This is a genomic window from Amycolatopsis sp. ATCC 39116 (assembly GCF_000231075.2).
Lineage (GTDB): Bacteria > Actinomycetota > Actinomycetes > Mycobacteriales > Pseudonocardiaceae > Amycolatopsis_E > Amycolatopsis_E tucumanensis.
On record NZ_AFWY03000005.1, the window covers coordinates 261,933 to 277,470 of the forward strand.

The 15,538-nt window shown below is 71.5% G+C and carries 16 protein-coding genes; 12 read left to right on the plus strand and 4 right to left on the minus strand.

Annotated elements, in window-relative coordinates; genetic code table 11:
* Window positions 1-60 precede the first annotated feature (60 nt).
* The 3 genes from AMY39116_RS0308865 to AMY39116_RS0308875 are packed head-to-tail and all read left to right on the plus strand — an operon-like array spanning window position 61 to window position 2,830.
* A complete protein-coding gene (locus tag AMY39116_RS0308865) occupies window positions 61-909 on the plus strand; it encodes a mycofactocin-coupled SDR family oxidoreductase (RefSeq protein WP_020417337.1) in 849 nt (282 codons plus the stop codon).
* The gene (locus tag AMY39116_RS0308870) at window positions 902-1,876 is read left to right on the plus strand and encodes a helix-turn-helix domain-containing protein (RefSeq protein WP_020417338.1); all 975 of its coding nucleotides are present in this window, start codon (window positions 902-904) and stop codon (window positions 1,874-1,876) included. Before AMY39116_RS0308865 ends, AMY39116_RS0308870 begins: the two co-directional genes overlap by 8 nt.
* Window positions 1,877-1,909: 33 nt before the next feature.
* Window positions 1,910-2,830 (plus strand): alpha/beta hydrolase, encoded by a 921-nt coding sequence (locus AMY39116_RS0308875; protein ID WP_020417339.1) that lies wholly within the window; start codon window positions 1,910-1,912, stop codon window positions 2,828-2,830.
* 85 nt (window positions 2,831-2,915) lie between these two features.
* On the opposite strand, the gene AMY39116_RS0308880 is transcribed toward AMY39116_RS0308875, so the two are convergent.
* The 3 genes from AMY39116_RS0308880 to AMY39116_RS0308890 are packed head-to-tail and all read right to left on the minus strand — an operon-like array spanning window position 2,916 to window position 6,105.
* Window positions 2,916-3,689, minus strand: coding sequence for a cyclase family protein (locus tag AMY39116_RS0308880; RefSeq protein ID WP_020417340.1), 774 nt, complete (start codon window positions 3,687-3,689; stop codon window positions 2,916-2,918).
* Window positions 3,689-4,648 (minus strand): fumarylacetoacetate hydrolase family protein, encoded by a 960-nt coding sequence (locus AMY39116_RS0308885; RefSeq protein ID WP_020417341.1) that lies wholly within the window; start codon window positions 4,646-4,648, stop codon window positions 3,689-3,691. The genes AMY39116_RS0308880 and AMY39116_RS0308885 overlap by 1 nt, the downstream gene beginning before the upstream one ends.
* Window positions 4,645-6,105: an amidohydrolase family protein gene (locus tag AMY39116_RS0308890; RefSeq protein WP_020417342.1), complete on the minus strand. Its 1,461-nt coding sequence runs from the start codon at window positions 6,103-6,105 to the stop codon at window positions 4,645-4,647. Before AMY39116_RS0308890 ends, AMY39116_RS0308885 begins: the two co-directional genes overlap by 4 nt.
* Before the next feature lie 120 nt (window positions 6,106-6,225).
* Between AMY39116_RS0308890 and AMY39116_RS0308895 the strand changes: the two genes are divergently transcribed.
* Window positions 6,226-7,104 (plus strand): LysR family transcriptional regulator, encoded by an 879-nt coding sequence (locus tag AMY39116_RS0308895; protein WP_020417343.1) that lies wholly within the window; start codon window positions 6,226-6,228, stop codon window positions 7,102-7,104.
* Window positions 7,105-7,160: 56 nt separating this feature from the next.
* Here AMY39116_RS0308895 and AMY39116_RS0308900 read toward each other — a convergent pair whose 3' ends face one another.
* Entirely contained in the window at window positions 7,161-7,910 is a 750-nt protein-coding gene (locus AMY39116_RS0308900) for an IclR family transcriptional regulator (RefSeq protein WP_027935772.1), read from the minus strand.
* A gap of 159 nt (window positions 7,911-8,069) precedes the next feature.
* On the opposite strand from AMY39116_RS0308900, the gene AMY39116_RS0308905 reads away from it, so the two are divergent.
* Genes AMY39116_RS0308905 through AMY39116_RS42565 form a run of 8 tightly spaced genes read left to right on the plus strand, consistent with a single transcriptional unit; the run spans window position 8,070 to window position 15,535 of the window.
* Window positions 8,070-9,335, plus strand: coding sequence for an MFS transporter (locus tag AMY39116_RS0308905; protein WP_020417345.1), 1,266 nt, complete (start codon window positions 8,070-8,072; stop codon window positions 9,333-9,335).
* Window positions 9,332-10,042, plus strand: a complete 711-nt coding sequence (locus tag AMY39116_RS44645) for an alpha/beta fold hydrolase (RefSeq protein ID WP_020417346.1) — start codon at window positions 9,332-9,334, stop codon at window positions 10,040-10,042. The genes AMY39116_RS0308905 and AMY39116_RS44645 overlap by 4 nt, the downstream gene beginning before the upstream one ends.
* Window positions 10,039-10,785, plus strand: coding sequence for an SDR family NAD(P)-dependent oxidoreductase (locus tag AMY39116_RS0308915; RefSeq protein ID WP_020417347.1), 747 nt, complete (start codon window positions 10,039-10,041; stop codon window positions 10,783-10,785). The genes AMY39116_RS44645 and AMY39116_RS0308915 overlap by 4 nt, the downstream gene beginning before the upstream one ends.
* Before the next feature lie 17 nt (window positions 10,786-10,802).
* Complete coding sequence (locus AMY39116_RS0308920; RefSeq protein WP_020417348.1) at window positions 10,803-11,426, plus strand: nuclear transport factor 2 family protein; 624 nt, start codon at window positions 10,803-10,805, stop codon at window positions 11,424-11,426.
* The gene (locus AMY39116_RS42560; protein ID WP_020417349.1) at window positions 11,423-12,253 is read left to right on the plus strand and encodes a sugar phosphate isomerase/epimerase; all 831 of its coding nucleotides are present in this window, start codon (window positions 11,423-11,425) and stop codon (window positions 12,251-12,253) included. Before AMY39116_RS0308920 ends, AMY39116_RS42560 begins: the two co-directional genes overlap by 4 nt.
* Window positions 12,250-13,119 carry an intradiol ring-cleavage dioxygenase gene (locus tag AMY39116_RS0308930; RefSeq protein WP_020417350.1) on the plus strand — a complete coding sequence of 290 codons (870 nt, stop codon included), beginning with the start codon at window positions 12,250-12,252 and terminating at the stop codon, window positions 13,117-13,119. The genes AMY39116_RS42560 and AMY39116_RS0308930 overlap by 4 nt, the downstream gene beginning before the upstream one ends.
* The gene (locus AMY39116_RS0308935; protein ID WP_020417351.1) at window positions 13,116-14,186 is read left to right on the plus strand and encodes a maleylacetate reductase; all 1,071 of its coding nucleotides are present in this window, start codon (window positions 13,116-13,118) and stop codon (window positions 14,184-14,186) included. The genes AMY39116_RS0308930 and AMY39116_RS0308935 overlap by 4 nt, the downstream gene beginning before the upstream one ends.
* Complete coding sequence (locus AMY39116_RS42565; protein WP_020417352.1) at window positions 14,183-15,535, plus strand: aromatic acid/H+ symport family MFS transporter; 1,353 nt, start codon at window positions 14,183-14,185, stop codon at window positions 15,533-15,535. Before AMY39116_RS0308935 ends, AMY39116_RS42565 begins: the two co-directional genes overlap by 4 nt.
* Window positions 15,536-15,538: the final 3 nt, after the last annotated feature.

Genomic DNA, 15,538 nt, shown 5'->3' on the forward strand with positions numbered 1-15,538 from the left:
GAAGACACCGCGCGGCGTCGCGGTCACGCTGACGGTCACCCCGATCCGTGGAGGACACCCATGAAGCGAGCCGAAGGCAAAGTCGCCTTCATCACCGGAGCCGCCCGCGGCCAGGGACGCGCGCACGCGCTGCGCCTGGCCGGGGAAGGCGCGGACATCATCGCCGTCGACCTGTGTGAGAGCGTCGGCACCACGCCCTACGACGGGGCGACCGACGCGGACCTGGCCGAAACCGCCAAGCGCGTCGAGGAACTCGGCGGGCGGGTGCTGGCGCGGCAGGCCGACGTCCGGGATCTCGCCGCCCTGCAACGGGTCGTCGAGGAAGGGCTGTCCCGCTTCGGCGGCATCGACGTCGTCTGCGCCAACGCCGGCATCGCGAGCTTCGGGTCCGCACTGGACCTCAGCGAGCAGATGTGGCACGACGTCCTCGACATCAACCTCACCGGCGTGTGGACGACGGTCCGGGCCACGGCACCGTCCATGGTGGAGCGCGGCCGCGGCGGCTCGATCATCCTGACCAGCTCGATCGCCGGCCTGATCGGCTTCCCCAACCTGGCCCACTACACCGCCGCCAAACACGGCGTCACCGGGCTGATGCGGGTGCTCGCGATCGAGCTGGCGCCGCACCACATCCGCGTCAACTCCATCCACCCGGCCACTGTGGACACCCCGATGGTGGCGAACGAGGCGTCCTGGAAGCTGTTCCTCGGCGGCATCGACGGCGCGACCCGGGAGCAGGCCGCCGTCGGCATGAAGGCGCTCAACGCGCTGCCGATCCCGTGGCTCGACGTGGACGACATCAGCAACGCCGTCCTGTACCTGGCCTCCGACGAGTCCCGCCACGTCACCGGCACCACCATGGTGCTCGACGCCGGCGCCACCCAGCCGTTCAAGATCCCGCATGGCTGACTTCCACGACCTCACCGCGGTGCCCGCCGCCGAACGCGAGACCCGGTTCGAGGAGCTGGTCGCCGAGACGCACGTCGACATGGCGGTGCGGCTCGGCAGGCCGGCGGAGTCGTTCCGGGCCTCGATCCGGCGGCGGCGCATCGACGACGTCGTCCTCGTGGAGACCGCCTGCGACCCGTGCAGCGGCCGCCGGGGGCCGCGCCGCGCCGCCCGCACCGGACGCCCGTACCTGGGGGTGATGGTCGTCCGGCGCGGGCGGGAAACGGTCGCGCTCGGCGACACCACCGCCGACCTCCGGCCGGGCGACGTGGTGGTGTGGCGCAGCGACCGCCCGGCCCGGTTCGAAGTGCACGCGCCGCAGCGGAAGCAGACCCTCATCGTCCCGCTGGCCGCGCTCGCCGACGTGCCCGGCGGGCACCGTCTGTTCCGGACAGTCGTGCTCGACGGGTCGGCACCCGCGGTCCGGCTGTTCACCGGCTACCTCGGCGTCCTGTCCCGCACGCTGGACCGGCTGGGTCCTGCGGAACTAGCCACAGCCCGGTCCGCGGCGCTGGACCTGTTCTCGGCGGCGGCCCAGCACGACTCGGCGCCCGCCCCGCTGGCGTTGATGGAGGCATGGATCGAACGGCACCTGGCGTCGGGCGAGGTCACCCCGGCGGCGATCGCCGCCGCACACGGCATGTCGGTGCGCAGCGTGTACCGGGTCTTCGCCGAAGCCGGGACGACGGTGGCGGCGTTCGTCCGCGACCGCCGCCTCGCCCGCGCGCGCCGGGACCTCGCCACCGGCGCGGACCCGATCGCCGACATCGCCCTGCGCTGGGGTTTCGCCGACGCCAGCCACTTCACGCGCGCCTTCCGCGCGCGCTACGGGTGCACCCCACGCGACCACCGGGCCGGGGCCGGCACGAATGGGCCACCGGCTGGCAGGCAGATGCAGGCGCTGGCGGCGGCGCCCGGGCCAGGCTGATCGGCGTAGCCGCTGTGGATCGAGGAGGATTTCGTGGCACGTGAGGACATCGAGTTCACCGCGCAGGGCGCGACGCTGCGCGGCTGGTTCTACCCGGCGGAGGGAGCGACCGGCGAGGCGCCGTGTGTGGTGCTGCAGCACGGGTTCTCCGGCGTCAAGGAGATGTACCTGGACAGCTACGCCGAGTTGTTCCAGGCGGCCGGGCTGGCGTGCCTGGTGTACGACCACCCCGGATTCGGCGCCAGTGACGCCGTGCCCGGGTGCCCGCGGCTGGAGATCGACCCGTGGCAGCAGGTCCGGTTCGTGCAGCACGCGATCACCTACGCGCAGTCGCGGCCGGAGGTGGACGCCGAGCGGATCGGCCTGTGGGGTTCCAGCTACGCCGGCGGGCACGCCCTCGTCGTGGCCGGCATCGACCGCCGGGTGAAGGCCGTGGTGAGCCAGGTTCCGCCGGTGTCGGGGTCGATGGCGTTCAAGGAGCTGATCCGGATCGACCGCTGGGCCGAGATGGACGCGGTGTTCGCGGCCGAGCGCCGGGCCCGGCTGGCCGGCGCGGAGCCGTCGATGCTGCCGGTGGTGACGACCGATCCGGCCGGTGCGGCCGCCCTGCCGACCCCGGACGCCTACGAGTGGTGCACGACCACCGCGCGGCAGCGGGCTCCGGAGTGGCGCAACGAGGTCACGCTGCTGTCGATGGAGTTCCTGCGCGGGTACGAGCCAGGACGCTGGGCGCCGCTGATCGCGCCGACGCCGCTGCTCATGATCGTCGCACCGCTGGACCGGCTGGCCGACGGGCAGCTGGCCACGCAGGTCTACGAGGAGGCCCTGCACCCGAAGAAGCTGGTCCTGATCCCGGGCGGCCACTTCGACGCCTACCACGGACCCGGATTCGAGTGCTCGGCGCCGCCGGCCCGGGACTGGTTCGTCGAACACCTGCTGGCCAAGCGCGTGTGACCGGCCGCGCGCCCCGCCGAGCACCCGCGGGGCGCGCGTCCAGACCTTCGCCGGGCGCACGCCCCTGGCGAACCGGGTGAGCGGCTCAGGAGTCGAAGATGGCCACCGCGCGGGTCCAGCCGGCGGAGGCGGCGTGCACCTTGACCGGGAAGCACGAAATCTCGAACCCCGTGGCGGGCAACTGCTCGAGGTCGTGCAGTTTCTCGAGGTGGCAATAACCGATCTCCCGGCCTGCCCGGTGTCCCTCCCAGATGATCGAGGCGTCCTGCTCGGCCGCGTACCGGGCGGCGGTGTGCACGAAGGGGGCGTCCCAGCTCCACGCGTCGGTTCCGGTGAGACGCACGCCCCGTTCGAGCAGGTACAGCGTCGCGTCCCGGCCCATGCCGCAGCCGGAGGACACGTAGTCGTCCTGGCCGTAGCGCTCACCGGCGCTCGTGTTGACCACGACGATCTCCAGGGGCGAGAGCTCGTGCCCGATGCGCTCGAGCTCGGCCTCGACGTCGGCCGCGGTCGCCACGTAACCGTCGGGGAAGTGACGGAAATCGAGCTTCACACCCGGTTGCAGGCACCACTCCAGGGGAACCTCGTCAATGGTCATCGCGCGATCGCCGCCGTTCATGGTGGCCGAATAGTGATAAGGCGCGTCGAGATGCGTGCCGTTGTGGGTGGTCAGCCGCACCCATTCGGACGCCCAGCCCTCGCCGTCGGGCAGGTCGTCGACGGTCGCGCCGGGAAAGAATGCCAGGAGGTCCTTGGCGGTCTGCGCGTGTGACTGGTACTCGATCTCCGGTGTGAGCCCCGGGGGGTCGGACGCGATTCCGGCCCGCAGGGGCGCGGAAATGTCGACGAATCTGCGCATCAAACTTCTCCTTCCGGCCGGCACGGCCGCAACGGAATGACACCGGTCCCCTCGACGACGGTCTGCCGGGTCGAGCCGAGTCCCTGCCCGTGCAGGGACACGACGTCGCCGGGCCGCAGCCAGCCGGTGAAACCGGCCAGGTCCGGGGTGTCGACATGCTCGAGCAGGCAACCGCCGGGCACGGTCCCGGAACCGATCACGTCCCCCGGCGCGAGATCCACGCCGCGGGAGACGTAGGCGAGCAGCTCGCCGAACGTCCAGTCCATCCGGTCGAGGCGGCCGCGGGTGATCTCCTGGTCGTTGACCGTGGCCCACAGCTCGATGGCGAGCCGTCCGTCCACGCGGTACTCCGCCAGCTCGTCCACGGTGACCAGCGCGGGCCCGAGCGTGAGGGCACTGTCCTTGCTCTTGCCCATGCCGATGCCCGTCGCCAGGTCGTGCAGCTGGTGATCACGAGCGGTCCAGTCGTTGAACAGCGTGTACCCCAGGATGTGGTCCTCCGCGCCGGCCGGGTGCAGGTCCCGCCCGCCGCGCCCAATCACCACACCCACCTCGAGCTCCAGGTCGAACATGCGGGAGCCGGGCGCGACCGGGACCGGGTCGTGCGGCCCGACGACCGAGGCTGCGTTGCCGAAGTAGAACGCCGGCGCCTCGGACCACGCCGGGTGCAGTTCCTCGCTGCGCCCGAGCGCGCGGTAACAGCCGCGCAGGTGGTCCAGGAAGCACAACCCGTCACGCACCGACGGCGGACGCGGCAGCGGCGCGAGCAACCGAACCTCGTCGAGCGGACGGACCTCCTCCGGGGCACGACGAGCGGCCTCCCCCGCCTCCGCCAGCGCCTCGGAGCCGCTCTGAACGAGCGTCAGCAGGTCGATGCCGGGGCGAAGCCCGCGAACCGCATCACCGTCGAGCACACCGGTGCGCGCACCGGCGCCGGCCTCGTAGGTCACCCATTTCACAGGTGCCGTCCTCCCTTGTTCTTCGCTTCCCGCACCGCCTGCTCGTGGAACTCGCGGGCCGCCGGCTCGACCGCGGCCCACGCCCCCTCCGGGGTACCGGGAAGAGCGCGTCCGGCGTCACGGAGCCTGCCGAGGATCCGGTCGGCCGCCGAGTCGGCCTGCGCGGTGACCGCGGCCAGATCGGCCACCTCCAGCACACCGTCGCGCTTGACGACCCGGCCGTCCACGAGCACGGTACGCACGTCGGCGGCCGTGGTCTGGAAAACGAGCGTCGCGTAGGGGTCCACGCGCGGGTGCTGCTCGAGCGCGGGGCCGCCGACCAGCATCAGGTCGGCCCGCTTGCCCGGCGTCAGCGAGCCGATCTTGTCCCCGAGTCCGAGGGCCTCCGCGGCGTTGACGGTGCTCCAGTCCAGCGCCTCCCGCGCCGTGTAGGTGACGGAGCCGGGCATCGCGCCCGCGGTGTTGACCGGCAGGTCGGCCTCCGCGCGGGCGAAGCCGAGGCCGTAGCGCAGCTCGTGCCACAGGTCGCCGCTGTTGAGCGAGACGACGTCGGCGGACAGGGTCGGCCGCACCCCGTGCCGGCGGCAGCGGTCGAAGACGGGACGGCCGAAGCCCATGTTCAGCTCGGTCTCCACCGAGATCGACACCTTCCCGCCGGTGCGGGCGATCGCCTCCCACTCGGCGTCGCCGAAGCTGCAGCAGTGCACGTGGACCATGTCCGGCCCGAGCAGCCCGAGTGCCTCCATCTCGGTGATCCCGGTGGCCAGCACGCTGCCGAACACGCAGCCGGCGTGATTGACCAGCAGCGCCCGGCGCTCACGGGCCGCGGCCAGCTCGGCGACGGTGTGCTCCCACGGCAACCCGAAGATCTCCGACAGCGACACGCCCAGGGTGAGCAAACCGTCCGAGGCGAAGTAGGTGTCGGCGATGCGGTGGAAGTCCGCCACCCGCGCCTCGTGCTCGCCGAACCGGCTCGCCTCCGGCGAACTCTCGAAGAACCCGTAGCAGAACGCCGCGCGGATCCCGGCCTCCTGAAGCCCGCGCACCGCACCGTCGGAGTGGTCGGGAGTGTTGTTGCAGTGCGAGAAGTCCAGCAGGGTGGTGACCCCGGCGTTCAGGGCGTCGATCCCGCCGTAGAAGTTGCCGAGCCGGACGTCGCCAGCGGTGTAGGCGGGTGACACGCCGAGCCGGATGCCGAAGTAGTAGTCGGCGAGAGTCCAGTCCCCGCAGATGCCGCGGACCAGGGACTGCCAGGTGTGCCGGTGCGTGTCGATCAGGCCCGGCAGCACCAGGTGCCCGGTCGCGTCCAGGATCTCGGCGTCGGTCACCGGCAGCGAGGGCCCGACGGCCACGATCGCGCCGTCCTCGATCAGCACGTCACCCGCCGGGAAATCCCCGAGCGCGGGATCCATCGTGAGGATGTGACCGTTGCGGACGAGGGTGCGATGTGAGCTCATAATGTCCTCCGAGCGTCGTTGCTTGGCAGCAGCATGGCTGGCCCGGCGCGCAGGAACATGTGCCGAATCGGTTGTGATCCCGGCGAGCGGGTCGCGTCGATCTGGAAGAGGTGCTGGGACATGGACGTCCGGTCGTTGCGGTACGCCCTCACCTTGGCCGAGGAACTGCACTTCGGCCGCGCCGCGCGTGCCCACTACATCGCGGCGCAGCCGTTCGGCAGGCGCATCCAGGAGCTGGAGCGCGAGCTCGGCGTGAAGCTGTTCGAGCGCACGAGCCGCCGCGTCGCACTCACCCCGGCGGGGGAACGGTTCCTGCCCCGTGCGCGCCGGGTGCTGGCGGAGATGGACGAGCTCATGCGCACCGCCGAAGGGGATCACGCGGAGCCGGTCCTGCGCGTCGGGGTGCTCGGGTTCGGTCTGGCCGACCGGTGGGCCGCCACGCGCACCCTGCTGGCCGCGCACCACCCGGAACTCGAACTGTCCTACCGGGAACTGGACTGGACGACGCAGTACGACGCCGTGCGCACCGGGGAGGTCGACGTCGCGGTCCTGCACGACGTCGGCGGAGCCGACGACCTCCTCGTCGAGCCGGTGATGAACACCGCACGCTGCGCGGTCGTGCCGGCCGAATCGGAACTCGCCGGCGCCGGGCGCCTCAGCGCGGCCGACATCGCCGACCTGCCCCGCGTGAAGCTGGTCGGCCAGCCAGGACTGGCGGACTGGAACGGCGCACCCACCCGGCGCGACGTCGAGGTCCGCTCCCCCGCCCACGTCGCGGCCGCGGTCGCCACCACCGGCCGGATCGGGTTCCACGGCGAACCCGCCACCCGCTTCTACCCCCACCCCGGGGTGCGTTACCTGCCACTCGAAGGACCCGACCCCGTCGTGGCCATCGCCAGCCGGCGAAACGACCACCGAGACACCGTCACCGCATTCCGCGCCGCGACGCTCGCAAGTCCCGCCACCGACTCACTCGCCGCCGCGCAGCCGGAATCGTGACCCGCCGTCGGCGGCGATGATCACCCTTCCACTCTGGACAGAGGTTCGGCCCGGGCTCACCCGGCCCAGCGGGCGATGCCGAGCGCGGCGGTGCGCACGGCGGGGGCGAGCCGGTCGACGGCCGCCCTTGAATGCGCCACGATGCCGAGCGCGGCGCGGACTTGGCCGTCCAGGCCGAGGATCGGCGCGGCGACCGACACCGCGCCCAGCGTCATCTCCTCGTAGGAGTAGGCGACCCCGGTCTTGCGGACCTCCTCCAGCGTGGCCGCGAGCCGTCCGGGCTGGGTGATGGTGTGCGGGGTCATCCGCGCCAGGCCCGCCTCGACGACCGACCGGAGCAGGTCTTTTCCGGAGAAGGCCAGGAAGACCTTGCCGACGCCGGTCGCGTGCAGCGGCAGGCGGCCACCGACTTCCGTCCGGGTCGGCACGGCCTTGGTGCTGGAGATCTTCTCGATGCACAGCGCCTGCGTGCCCTCCAGGACCGTGAGCTGGAGGTTCTCCTGGGTCGCCTGGAAGAGGTCGTGCATGTAGGGCAGGGCGGCCTCCCGCAGCCCGCGCTGCTGGGGGGCAAGGGTGCCGATCGTCCACAAGCGCATCCCGATGCGGTACCGGCCGTCGTCGAGGCGTTCCAGCCCGCCCCACTCGCGGAGCTCGGTGATGAGCCGGCGCGCGGTCGAGATGGGCAGACCGCTGCGGGTGGCCACCTCGGTGAGCGTGAGCGCCGGATGTGCCACGTCGAAGCAGTCGAGCACGGTCAGCAGCCGCCGGGACACCGACTGACCGGGCGTGTTCGTTCGGCCCGCCATGCCGTCAATGTACGGGCGATTGCCACTGGGCGGCAATCACGTCTGGCGCCGGAGGACGCACGGGCCGCAGGATCCCTACGTTCCCGCCACACCGGAGCAGAACGAGGAGGTTCTGAGCATGAGGAACACCGACCGGGCGTGTGCCCGCCGTGTCACTGGGTGGACGAACCGGTGAGCGGGTTCTGGACACGCCAGGGCATCGTCCCGCACCTGCGCTGGGGGTTCGTGGCGCTCACGTTGTTCATGATCGGCGACGGGATCGAATCCGGATTCCTGTCCCCCTACCTCGCCGAGCACGGCTTCGGCCCGGGCCAGACCTCGCTGCTGTGGAGCGTCTACGGGTTCGTCGTCGCCGTCGCCGCCTGGTTGTCCGGTGCGCTGGCCGAGGCGTTCGGCCCCCGGCGGGTGATGTTCGCCGGGTTCGCAATCTGGGTGGTCTTCGAGGTCGCCTTCCTGGTCGCGCTGGCCCAGGGCGACTTCACGTTCATGCTGATCAGCTTCGGCGTCCGCGGCCTGGGCTATCCGCTGTTCTCCTACGGCTTCCTCGTCTGGGTGGCGATGGACACGCCGGAGTCGGTGATGGGCAAGGCCGTGGGCTGGTACTGGTTCTTCTTCGTGCTCGGCCTCGGCGTGATCAGCTCCTACTACGCGGGCGCCGTCATCCCGCTGATCGGCGAGTTCGCCACCCTGGTCACCTCGCTCGCGTTCATCGGCGCCGGCGGGATCCTGCTCGCGTTCCTGGTCAAGGCCCGCCCGCAACAGCCCGCCGGCGTCAGGGCCAGCCTGCGCACCGTCCTCGGCGCCGTCACCGTCGTCGTCGAACGGCCCAAGGTGGGCATCGGCGGGATCGTCCGGATGATCAACACCCTCGGGTTCTACGCCTTCGTCGTGTTCCTGGGCACGTTCATGGTCCGCGACGTGGGACTGTCCACTCCGGAATGGCAGACGGTGTGGGGCACCATGCTGCTGACCAACATCCTCGCCAACGTGCTCTTCGGCTATGTCGGGGACAAGATCGGGCGCGTCCGGACGGTGGCGTGGTTCGGCGGTTTCCTGTGCGCCCTCAGCGTGCCCGCCTTCTACTACGTGCCGGCGCTGCTGGGCCCGAACTTCTGGGCCATTCTCGTGATCGCGATCGTCTACGGCGCCGCGCTCTCCGGATTCGTTCCCCTCTCGGCGATCCTGCCCGCCCTGGCCCCGCACCGGGTGGGCGGCGCCGTCGCGATCCTCAACCTCGGCGCGGGGGTCAGCCAGTTCATGGGACCCGTCTTCGCCGGGCTGGTGGCGCCGATCGGCGTCTCCGGGACGCTCTGGGTGATCGCCGGCATCTACGTCGCCGGGATCGCGCTCACCTACGCCCTCCGCACCCGGGACACCACGGTGTCCACAGCAGACAAAGAACTGACCGGAAGGACCGCGTCATGACCGACCGACCCACGATCGTCCTCGTGCACGGGATGTGGCACGGCGGCTGGGCCTGGGACCGCGTCGCGCCCCTGCTCGAAGCCGACGGCTACCCCTGCGTCACTGTCACGCTGCCCGGCAAGGACCGGACCCCGGGTGATCCGACGTTCCGCGGGCACTGCGACCACCTCGTCCGCGTGCTCGCCGGCATCCCCGGCGACATCGTGCTCGTCGGCCACTCCTACTCCGGCGCCCTGCTCACCGAGGTCGGCGACGCCGCGGGCGTGCGCGCCCTGATCTACCTGAGCGCGTTCTGCCTGGAACCCGGGGAGTCGGTCGCCTCCGTCAACGACGCCGAAGCCGGTTCCCAGGCGGGCAAGGACGACATCCGCCAGATCGGCGACTACCTGGTCATCGACCCGGACACCGCACGCCACGCCTTCTACCACGACTGCACGCCGTCCGACGCGGCAGACGCGGCCGCACGCCTCACCCCCGAGCACGCCGACGCCAGAACCGCGGTCGTCTCCCGCGCGGCCTGGCGCACGGTCCCCGCCCACTTCGTCGTCTGCACGCTCGACCGGGCCTGCACGCCGGAGGTCCAGCGCAAGATGGCCGCCAGGGTGGGTTCGGTGAGCGAGCTCGAATCGAGCCACTCCCCGATGCTGTCGATGCCCGGCGCCGTGGCCGACACGATCGTCAAGGTCGCGGCGGAGCACGCGTCGTGACCGCGCCCGTCGCGATCGTGACCGGTGGCGCCGGCGGCATGGGCACGGCCATCGCCACGGCCCTGCTCGCCGACGGCTTCCGGGTCGCGCTGCTGGACCGCCGCGGCGCGAAGGAAGCCGCGGATCAGTACACCGGCGAGGTCCTGGGCATCGAGGCCGACGTCACCGACGAAGGATCCGTCCAGGCCGCCGTCGAGCAGGTCGACGCCACCTGGGGCCGGGTCGACGCGCTGGTGAACAACGCCGGGATCGAACCGCCGCACACCGTGGCGGACCTGGACCTCGAAACCTGGCAGGCGACCTTGCAGGTCAACCTGACCGGGCCGGTGCTGCTGATGAAGCACTGCGTTCCGCTGTGGCGGCGGCAGGGCGGCGGCCGGGTGGTGTCGATCGGCTCACGCGTGTGGCTCGGCGGCGGCTGGACCCCGGCGTACTCCGCGTCGAAGGCGGGACTCGTCGGGCTGACCCGGGTGGCCTGCCGCGAGCTGGGCCCGCTCGGGGTGACGGTCAACGTGGTCGCGCCGAGCTTCGTGCACACCGCGTTCAACGTCCAGAAGGCCGATCCGGAGTTCCTCGACGACTACACCGGCCGGTTCGCCGCCGCCTCCCCGCTGGGCAGGCTCGTGGAACCGGCGGACGTCGCGAACGCCGTGGCCTTTCTGGTGTCCGACCGCGCCCGCGCCATCACGGGCGAAGTGATCCACGTCGCCGCCGGCACTCAGCTGGCGCCGACGATCCGATGACAAGGGGGTTGCAAGACGTGCCGACAAGCCTCGAAGACAGGCTGGAACTGCGCGAACTGGTCGACAACTGGGTCGTCTGGCGCGACGCCGGGGACTGGGACCGCTTCGCGACGGTCTGGCACCCGACGCAGGGGTGGATGACCGCCACCTGGTTCCAGGGCCCGGCCGCGGAGTTCATCGCGGTCAGCCGCGAAGGGTTCGACCGTGGCGTGAACATCCTGCACTTCCTCGGCGGGCACAGCGCCGACGTGCACGGCGACCGGGCCGTCGTCCAGACGAAGATGACCATCAGCCAGCGCGCGAGCGTCGACGGGGTCGAGGCCGACGTGGTGTGCACCGGCCGGTTCTACGACTTCTGCTGCCGCCACGAGGGCCAGTGGACGATCGTGCGCAGGCAGCCGATCTACGAAAAGGACCGGCTCGACCCCGTCGACCCGGCCGCGCGCCTGGAGCTCGACACCGCACTGTTGAACCGGTTCCCCTCCGGGTACCGCCACCTGGCGTACCTGCAGACCAAGGCCGGGTTCACGGTCAAGACCGGGCTGCCCGGACTCACCGGCGAAGCGGTGCTCCGCCTCTACGACGAGGGCGCCAAGTGGCTCGCGGGCTCGGCCACCGCGGGCGAAGTGAGCAAGGGATGAGCATGAAACACCTCAACTGCAGCGCCAGCACGCTGCGCACGGCGGACCTGCCCACCCGCGTGGCAGCCGCCGCCCAGGCCGGGTTCACCGGCATCGGGCTGCGGGTGAGCGACTACCTCGGCACGGACCTGTCCGACGGGCAGATCCGCGACCTGCTGGACCGGCACGGTCTGCGGGTGCTCGAAGTGGAGCACAACTGGGACTGGGCGCTGGGCGCGGATCCGGCGGAGGAGGCCATGTTCCGGCTCGCCGACCGGATCGGGATACGGCACCTCAACGTGCCGATGTTCCAGGCGCACCCGCTCGCGGACCTGGTGAAGCCGTTCGGAGCGCTGTGCGACCGCGCCGCCGAGCACGGCGTGCTGGTCGGTTTCGAGTTCCTGCCCTACAGCCACGTCCGCACGCTCGCCCAGGTGTGGGAGGTGGTCGCCGCCGCGGACCGGCGCAACGGCGGGATCACGCTCGACCTGTGGCACTGGTTCCGTTCCGGTGCCACGCCCGGCGATCTCGACGGCATTCCCGCCAGCAAGATCATCACGGTGCAGCTGTGCGACGTGCGGCCCGAACCGGATCGCGACATGACCGAGGAGGCCCGCCACCGGCGGCTGCTCCCCGGCCGCGGCGCCGGGGACACGCTCGCCGTGCTCGGCGCCCTGCGCGACCGTGGCGTCACCGCGCCGGTGTCGGTGGAGGTCTTCTCCGACGACCTCGACGCCCGCCCCGCCGAGGAGTCGGCCCGGCTCGCCTTCGCCGCGGGCGCCGAGGTCCTCGGCCGCGCCGGTCTGGACGCGCCGGAGTGGACGACCAATCTCGAGGAGAGCCGATGACCGGGTTTTCCGAGGAAACGTCGGCGGAGGTCGTCGCGGAGAGCTTCGCCGACACTCCGGATCCGCGGGTGAAGCAGGTCCTGACGAGCCTCGTGGAGCACCTGCACGCGTTCGTCAAGGACGTCGAGCTCACCGACGCGGAGTGGCAGCAGGCGATCGATTTCCTCACCGCGACCGGCCACATGTGCGACGACACCCGGCAGGAGTTCGTCCTGCTCTCCGACGTGCTCGGCGTGTCGATGCTGGTCGACGCGATCAACAACCGGAAATCCGCCGCCGCTACCGACACGACGGTCCTCGGCCCGTTCCACATGGTCGACTCCCCGCCACGCGAGCTCGGCGCGAACATCTCGCTCGACGGCAACGGTGAGCCGTGCGTGTTCGCCGGGCAGGTCCGCTCCGCCGACGGCACCCCGCTGCCGGGCGCGCGGGTCGACGTGTGGCAGGCCAACGGCGCCGGGTACTACGACGTGCAGCAACCCGGCGTGCAGCCCGACCGGAACCTGCGGGGGCTGTTCGTCACGGACGACGACGGCCGGTTCTGGCTGCGCACCGTGGTGCCCCGCTACTACCCGATCCCGGACGACGGACCGGTCGGGCGGCTGCTCACCGCCACCAAACGGCACCCGAACCGGCCCGCGCACATCCATGTCATCGCCGACGCCCCCGGCCATGCCCCGCTCACCACCCACGTGTTCGTCGAGGGCAGCCCGTACCTGGACTCCGACACGGTGTTCGGGGTCAAGGAGTCGCTGATCCGGCCCGTCACCGACGTCGACGACCCGGATCGCGCCCGGCGCTACGGGGTCGCGAACCCGTTCCGGCTGATCGAGTTCGACATCATCCTGGACCGGGTGCGGTCATGACCCGCGACTTCGTGCACGAGAGCCGTCCCGGCCGGGTCGTCTTCGCGGTGGGTGCGGCGAGCCGGCTGGCCGGAGAGGTCGAGCGGCTGGGCCTGCGCCGGCTGATCGTGGTGTGCACCCCGGAACAGGCGGAACTGGCCGCCGAGCTCACCTCCCCGTTCGACGGCCGTGTCGCGGCACTGCACCCGCACGCGACCTCGCACGTGCCGGTCGCGGTCGCGGCGACGGCGGTCGCCCGCAGCCGGGAGATCGATGCCGACGGCTGTCTCGCCATCGGTGGCGGCTCCGCGATCGGCCTGGCCAAGGCGATCGCGAAAGACACCGGCCTGCCCGTCGTCGCGGTGCCCACCACCTACGCCGGGTCGGAGATGACGCCGATCTGGGGCCTGACCGACGGCGGCCGCAAGACCACCGGCCGCGATCCCCGTGTCCTGCCGTCCACTGTGGTCTACGACCCGCGGCTGACCCTCACCCTGCCGACGTCCCTGTCGGTCACCAGCGGCGTCAACGCCCTCGCCCACGCCGCCGAAGCGCTCTACGCGCCCGACGGCTCACCGATCACGGCGTTGATGGCGGCGGAGTCGGCACGCGCCCTCGCCGCCGCACTCCCCCGGGTCGTCGCCGATCCGCACGATCTCGACGCCCGGTCCGAGGCCCTCTACGGCGCGTGGCTCGCCGGCAGCGTGCTGGGCGCGACCACGATGTCGTTGCACCACAAGCTGTGCCACATCCTCGGCGGCACCTTCGACCTCCCGCACGCCGAAACCCACACCGCGGTGCTCCCGCACGTTCTCGCGTTCAACCTCCCGGCCGCACCCCGCGCACGGGCCGCACTGCGGAACGCGTTCGGCGCCGGCGATCCGGCCGCGCACCTGTTCCGCCTCGCCGACGACCTCGGCGCCGACATGTCCCTGAAGTCGCTCGGGATGCCGGAGGACGGTGTGGACACCGTGGTGACACAGGCGTTGTCCGCGCCCTACGCCAATCCCCGGCCGGTGACGGAACACGACCTGCGGGTCCTGCTCGGCAACGCACTCACCGGCTCCTGTCCAACGGAGGACACGTGACCAGTCTCGACCTGCAACACGTCATCGACCGCAACAAAGTCGGGCCCCTGCAACGCAAAGTCCTGCTGCTCTGCCTGGGCGTGGTGGTCCTCGACGGCCTGGACCTCGCCGTCGTCGCCTACATCGGCCCGCCGCTGCTCGCCGATTGGGGCCTGTCCAAGGCCCAGCTCGGACCGGTGATCACCAGCGGGCTGCTCGGCATGGCGCTGGGGTCACTGGTCGCCGGGCCGATCGCGGACCGCATCGGCCGGCGCAAGATCATCCTCGCCTCGATGGTGTTCTTCGGGGTGATGTGCGCGGCGACCGCGCTGGCCCCGAACGTGGTGTGGTTCTCGATCCTCCGGCTGCTCACCGGCTTCGGTCTCGGCGCCGCGCTGCCCAACGCGACGACGCTGGTGTCCGAGTACGCTCCCGTGCGGCGCCGCGGCACGATGATGGCGCTCACCTACTGCGGCCACACCCTCGGCGGCGCGATCGCCGGGTTCCTCACCAGCCTCGTCGTGGAGGTCGCGAGCTGGCACTGGGCCCTGGTCCTCGCCGGTGTCCTGCCCATCGCCTACGCCGTGGTCGTCTACTTCGCGCTGCCGGAGTCGCCGAAGTACCTCGCCCGCCAGGCCGGGCGGGAGGCCGAGCTGCTGGGCCTGGTGAACCGGATCGTGCCGGAGAACTTCCCGCCCGGCACCCGGTTCGCCCTCAACGAGCCTGCCGTCGACGCGAAGGTCCGGGTCGCCGGGCTGGTGGCCCGCCGGTTCCGGCTGGGGACCGCCATGATCTGGATCGGCTTCAGCGCAGCGTTCTTCATCGTGTACCTGACGAACAGCTGGATGCCCATTCTGATGACCGACATCGGTTTCTCCCTGACCGCGGCCGCCACGATGGGCCTGCTGCTGCAGGCGGGGGGCACGCTGGGCAACCTCGGGATCGGGTCGGCGATGGACCGCTTCGGCATGCACCGCACGGTCGTCGCCGCCATGGGGTGCGCTTCGGTGATGTTCGTGCTCGTGGCCGTCGCGCCGCCGAACGTGCTGGTGCTCGGGACGCTGATGTTCGTGATGGGCATGTTCACCAACACCTGCGGCACCGCCTTCCCGATCATCGGCGCCGCCTTCTACCCCACGAGCATCCGCGCCACCGGAACCAGCTGGGCGACCGGCGTCGCCCGGTTCGGCGCCATCGGCGGAGCGGCCATCGGCACGGTGCTCGTGGCCGCCGGCCTCAACTACCACCAGGTGTTCCTCTCGCTGCTCATCCCGGGCGCCGTGTGCATCCTGGCCGTCATCGTCAAGGGCAGGCGGGCGCGCACACCGGCAGGCGAGCCCGTCTCCGGACGCGTCTCCGCCCGCAGCTGAGCA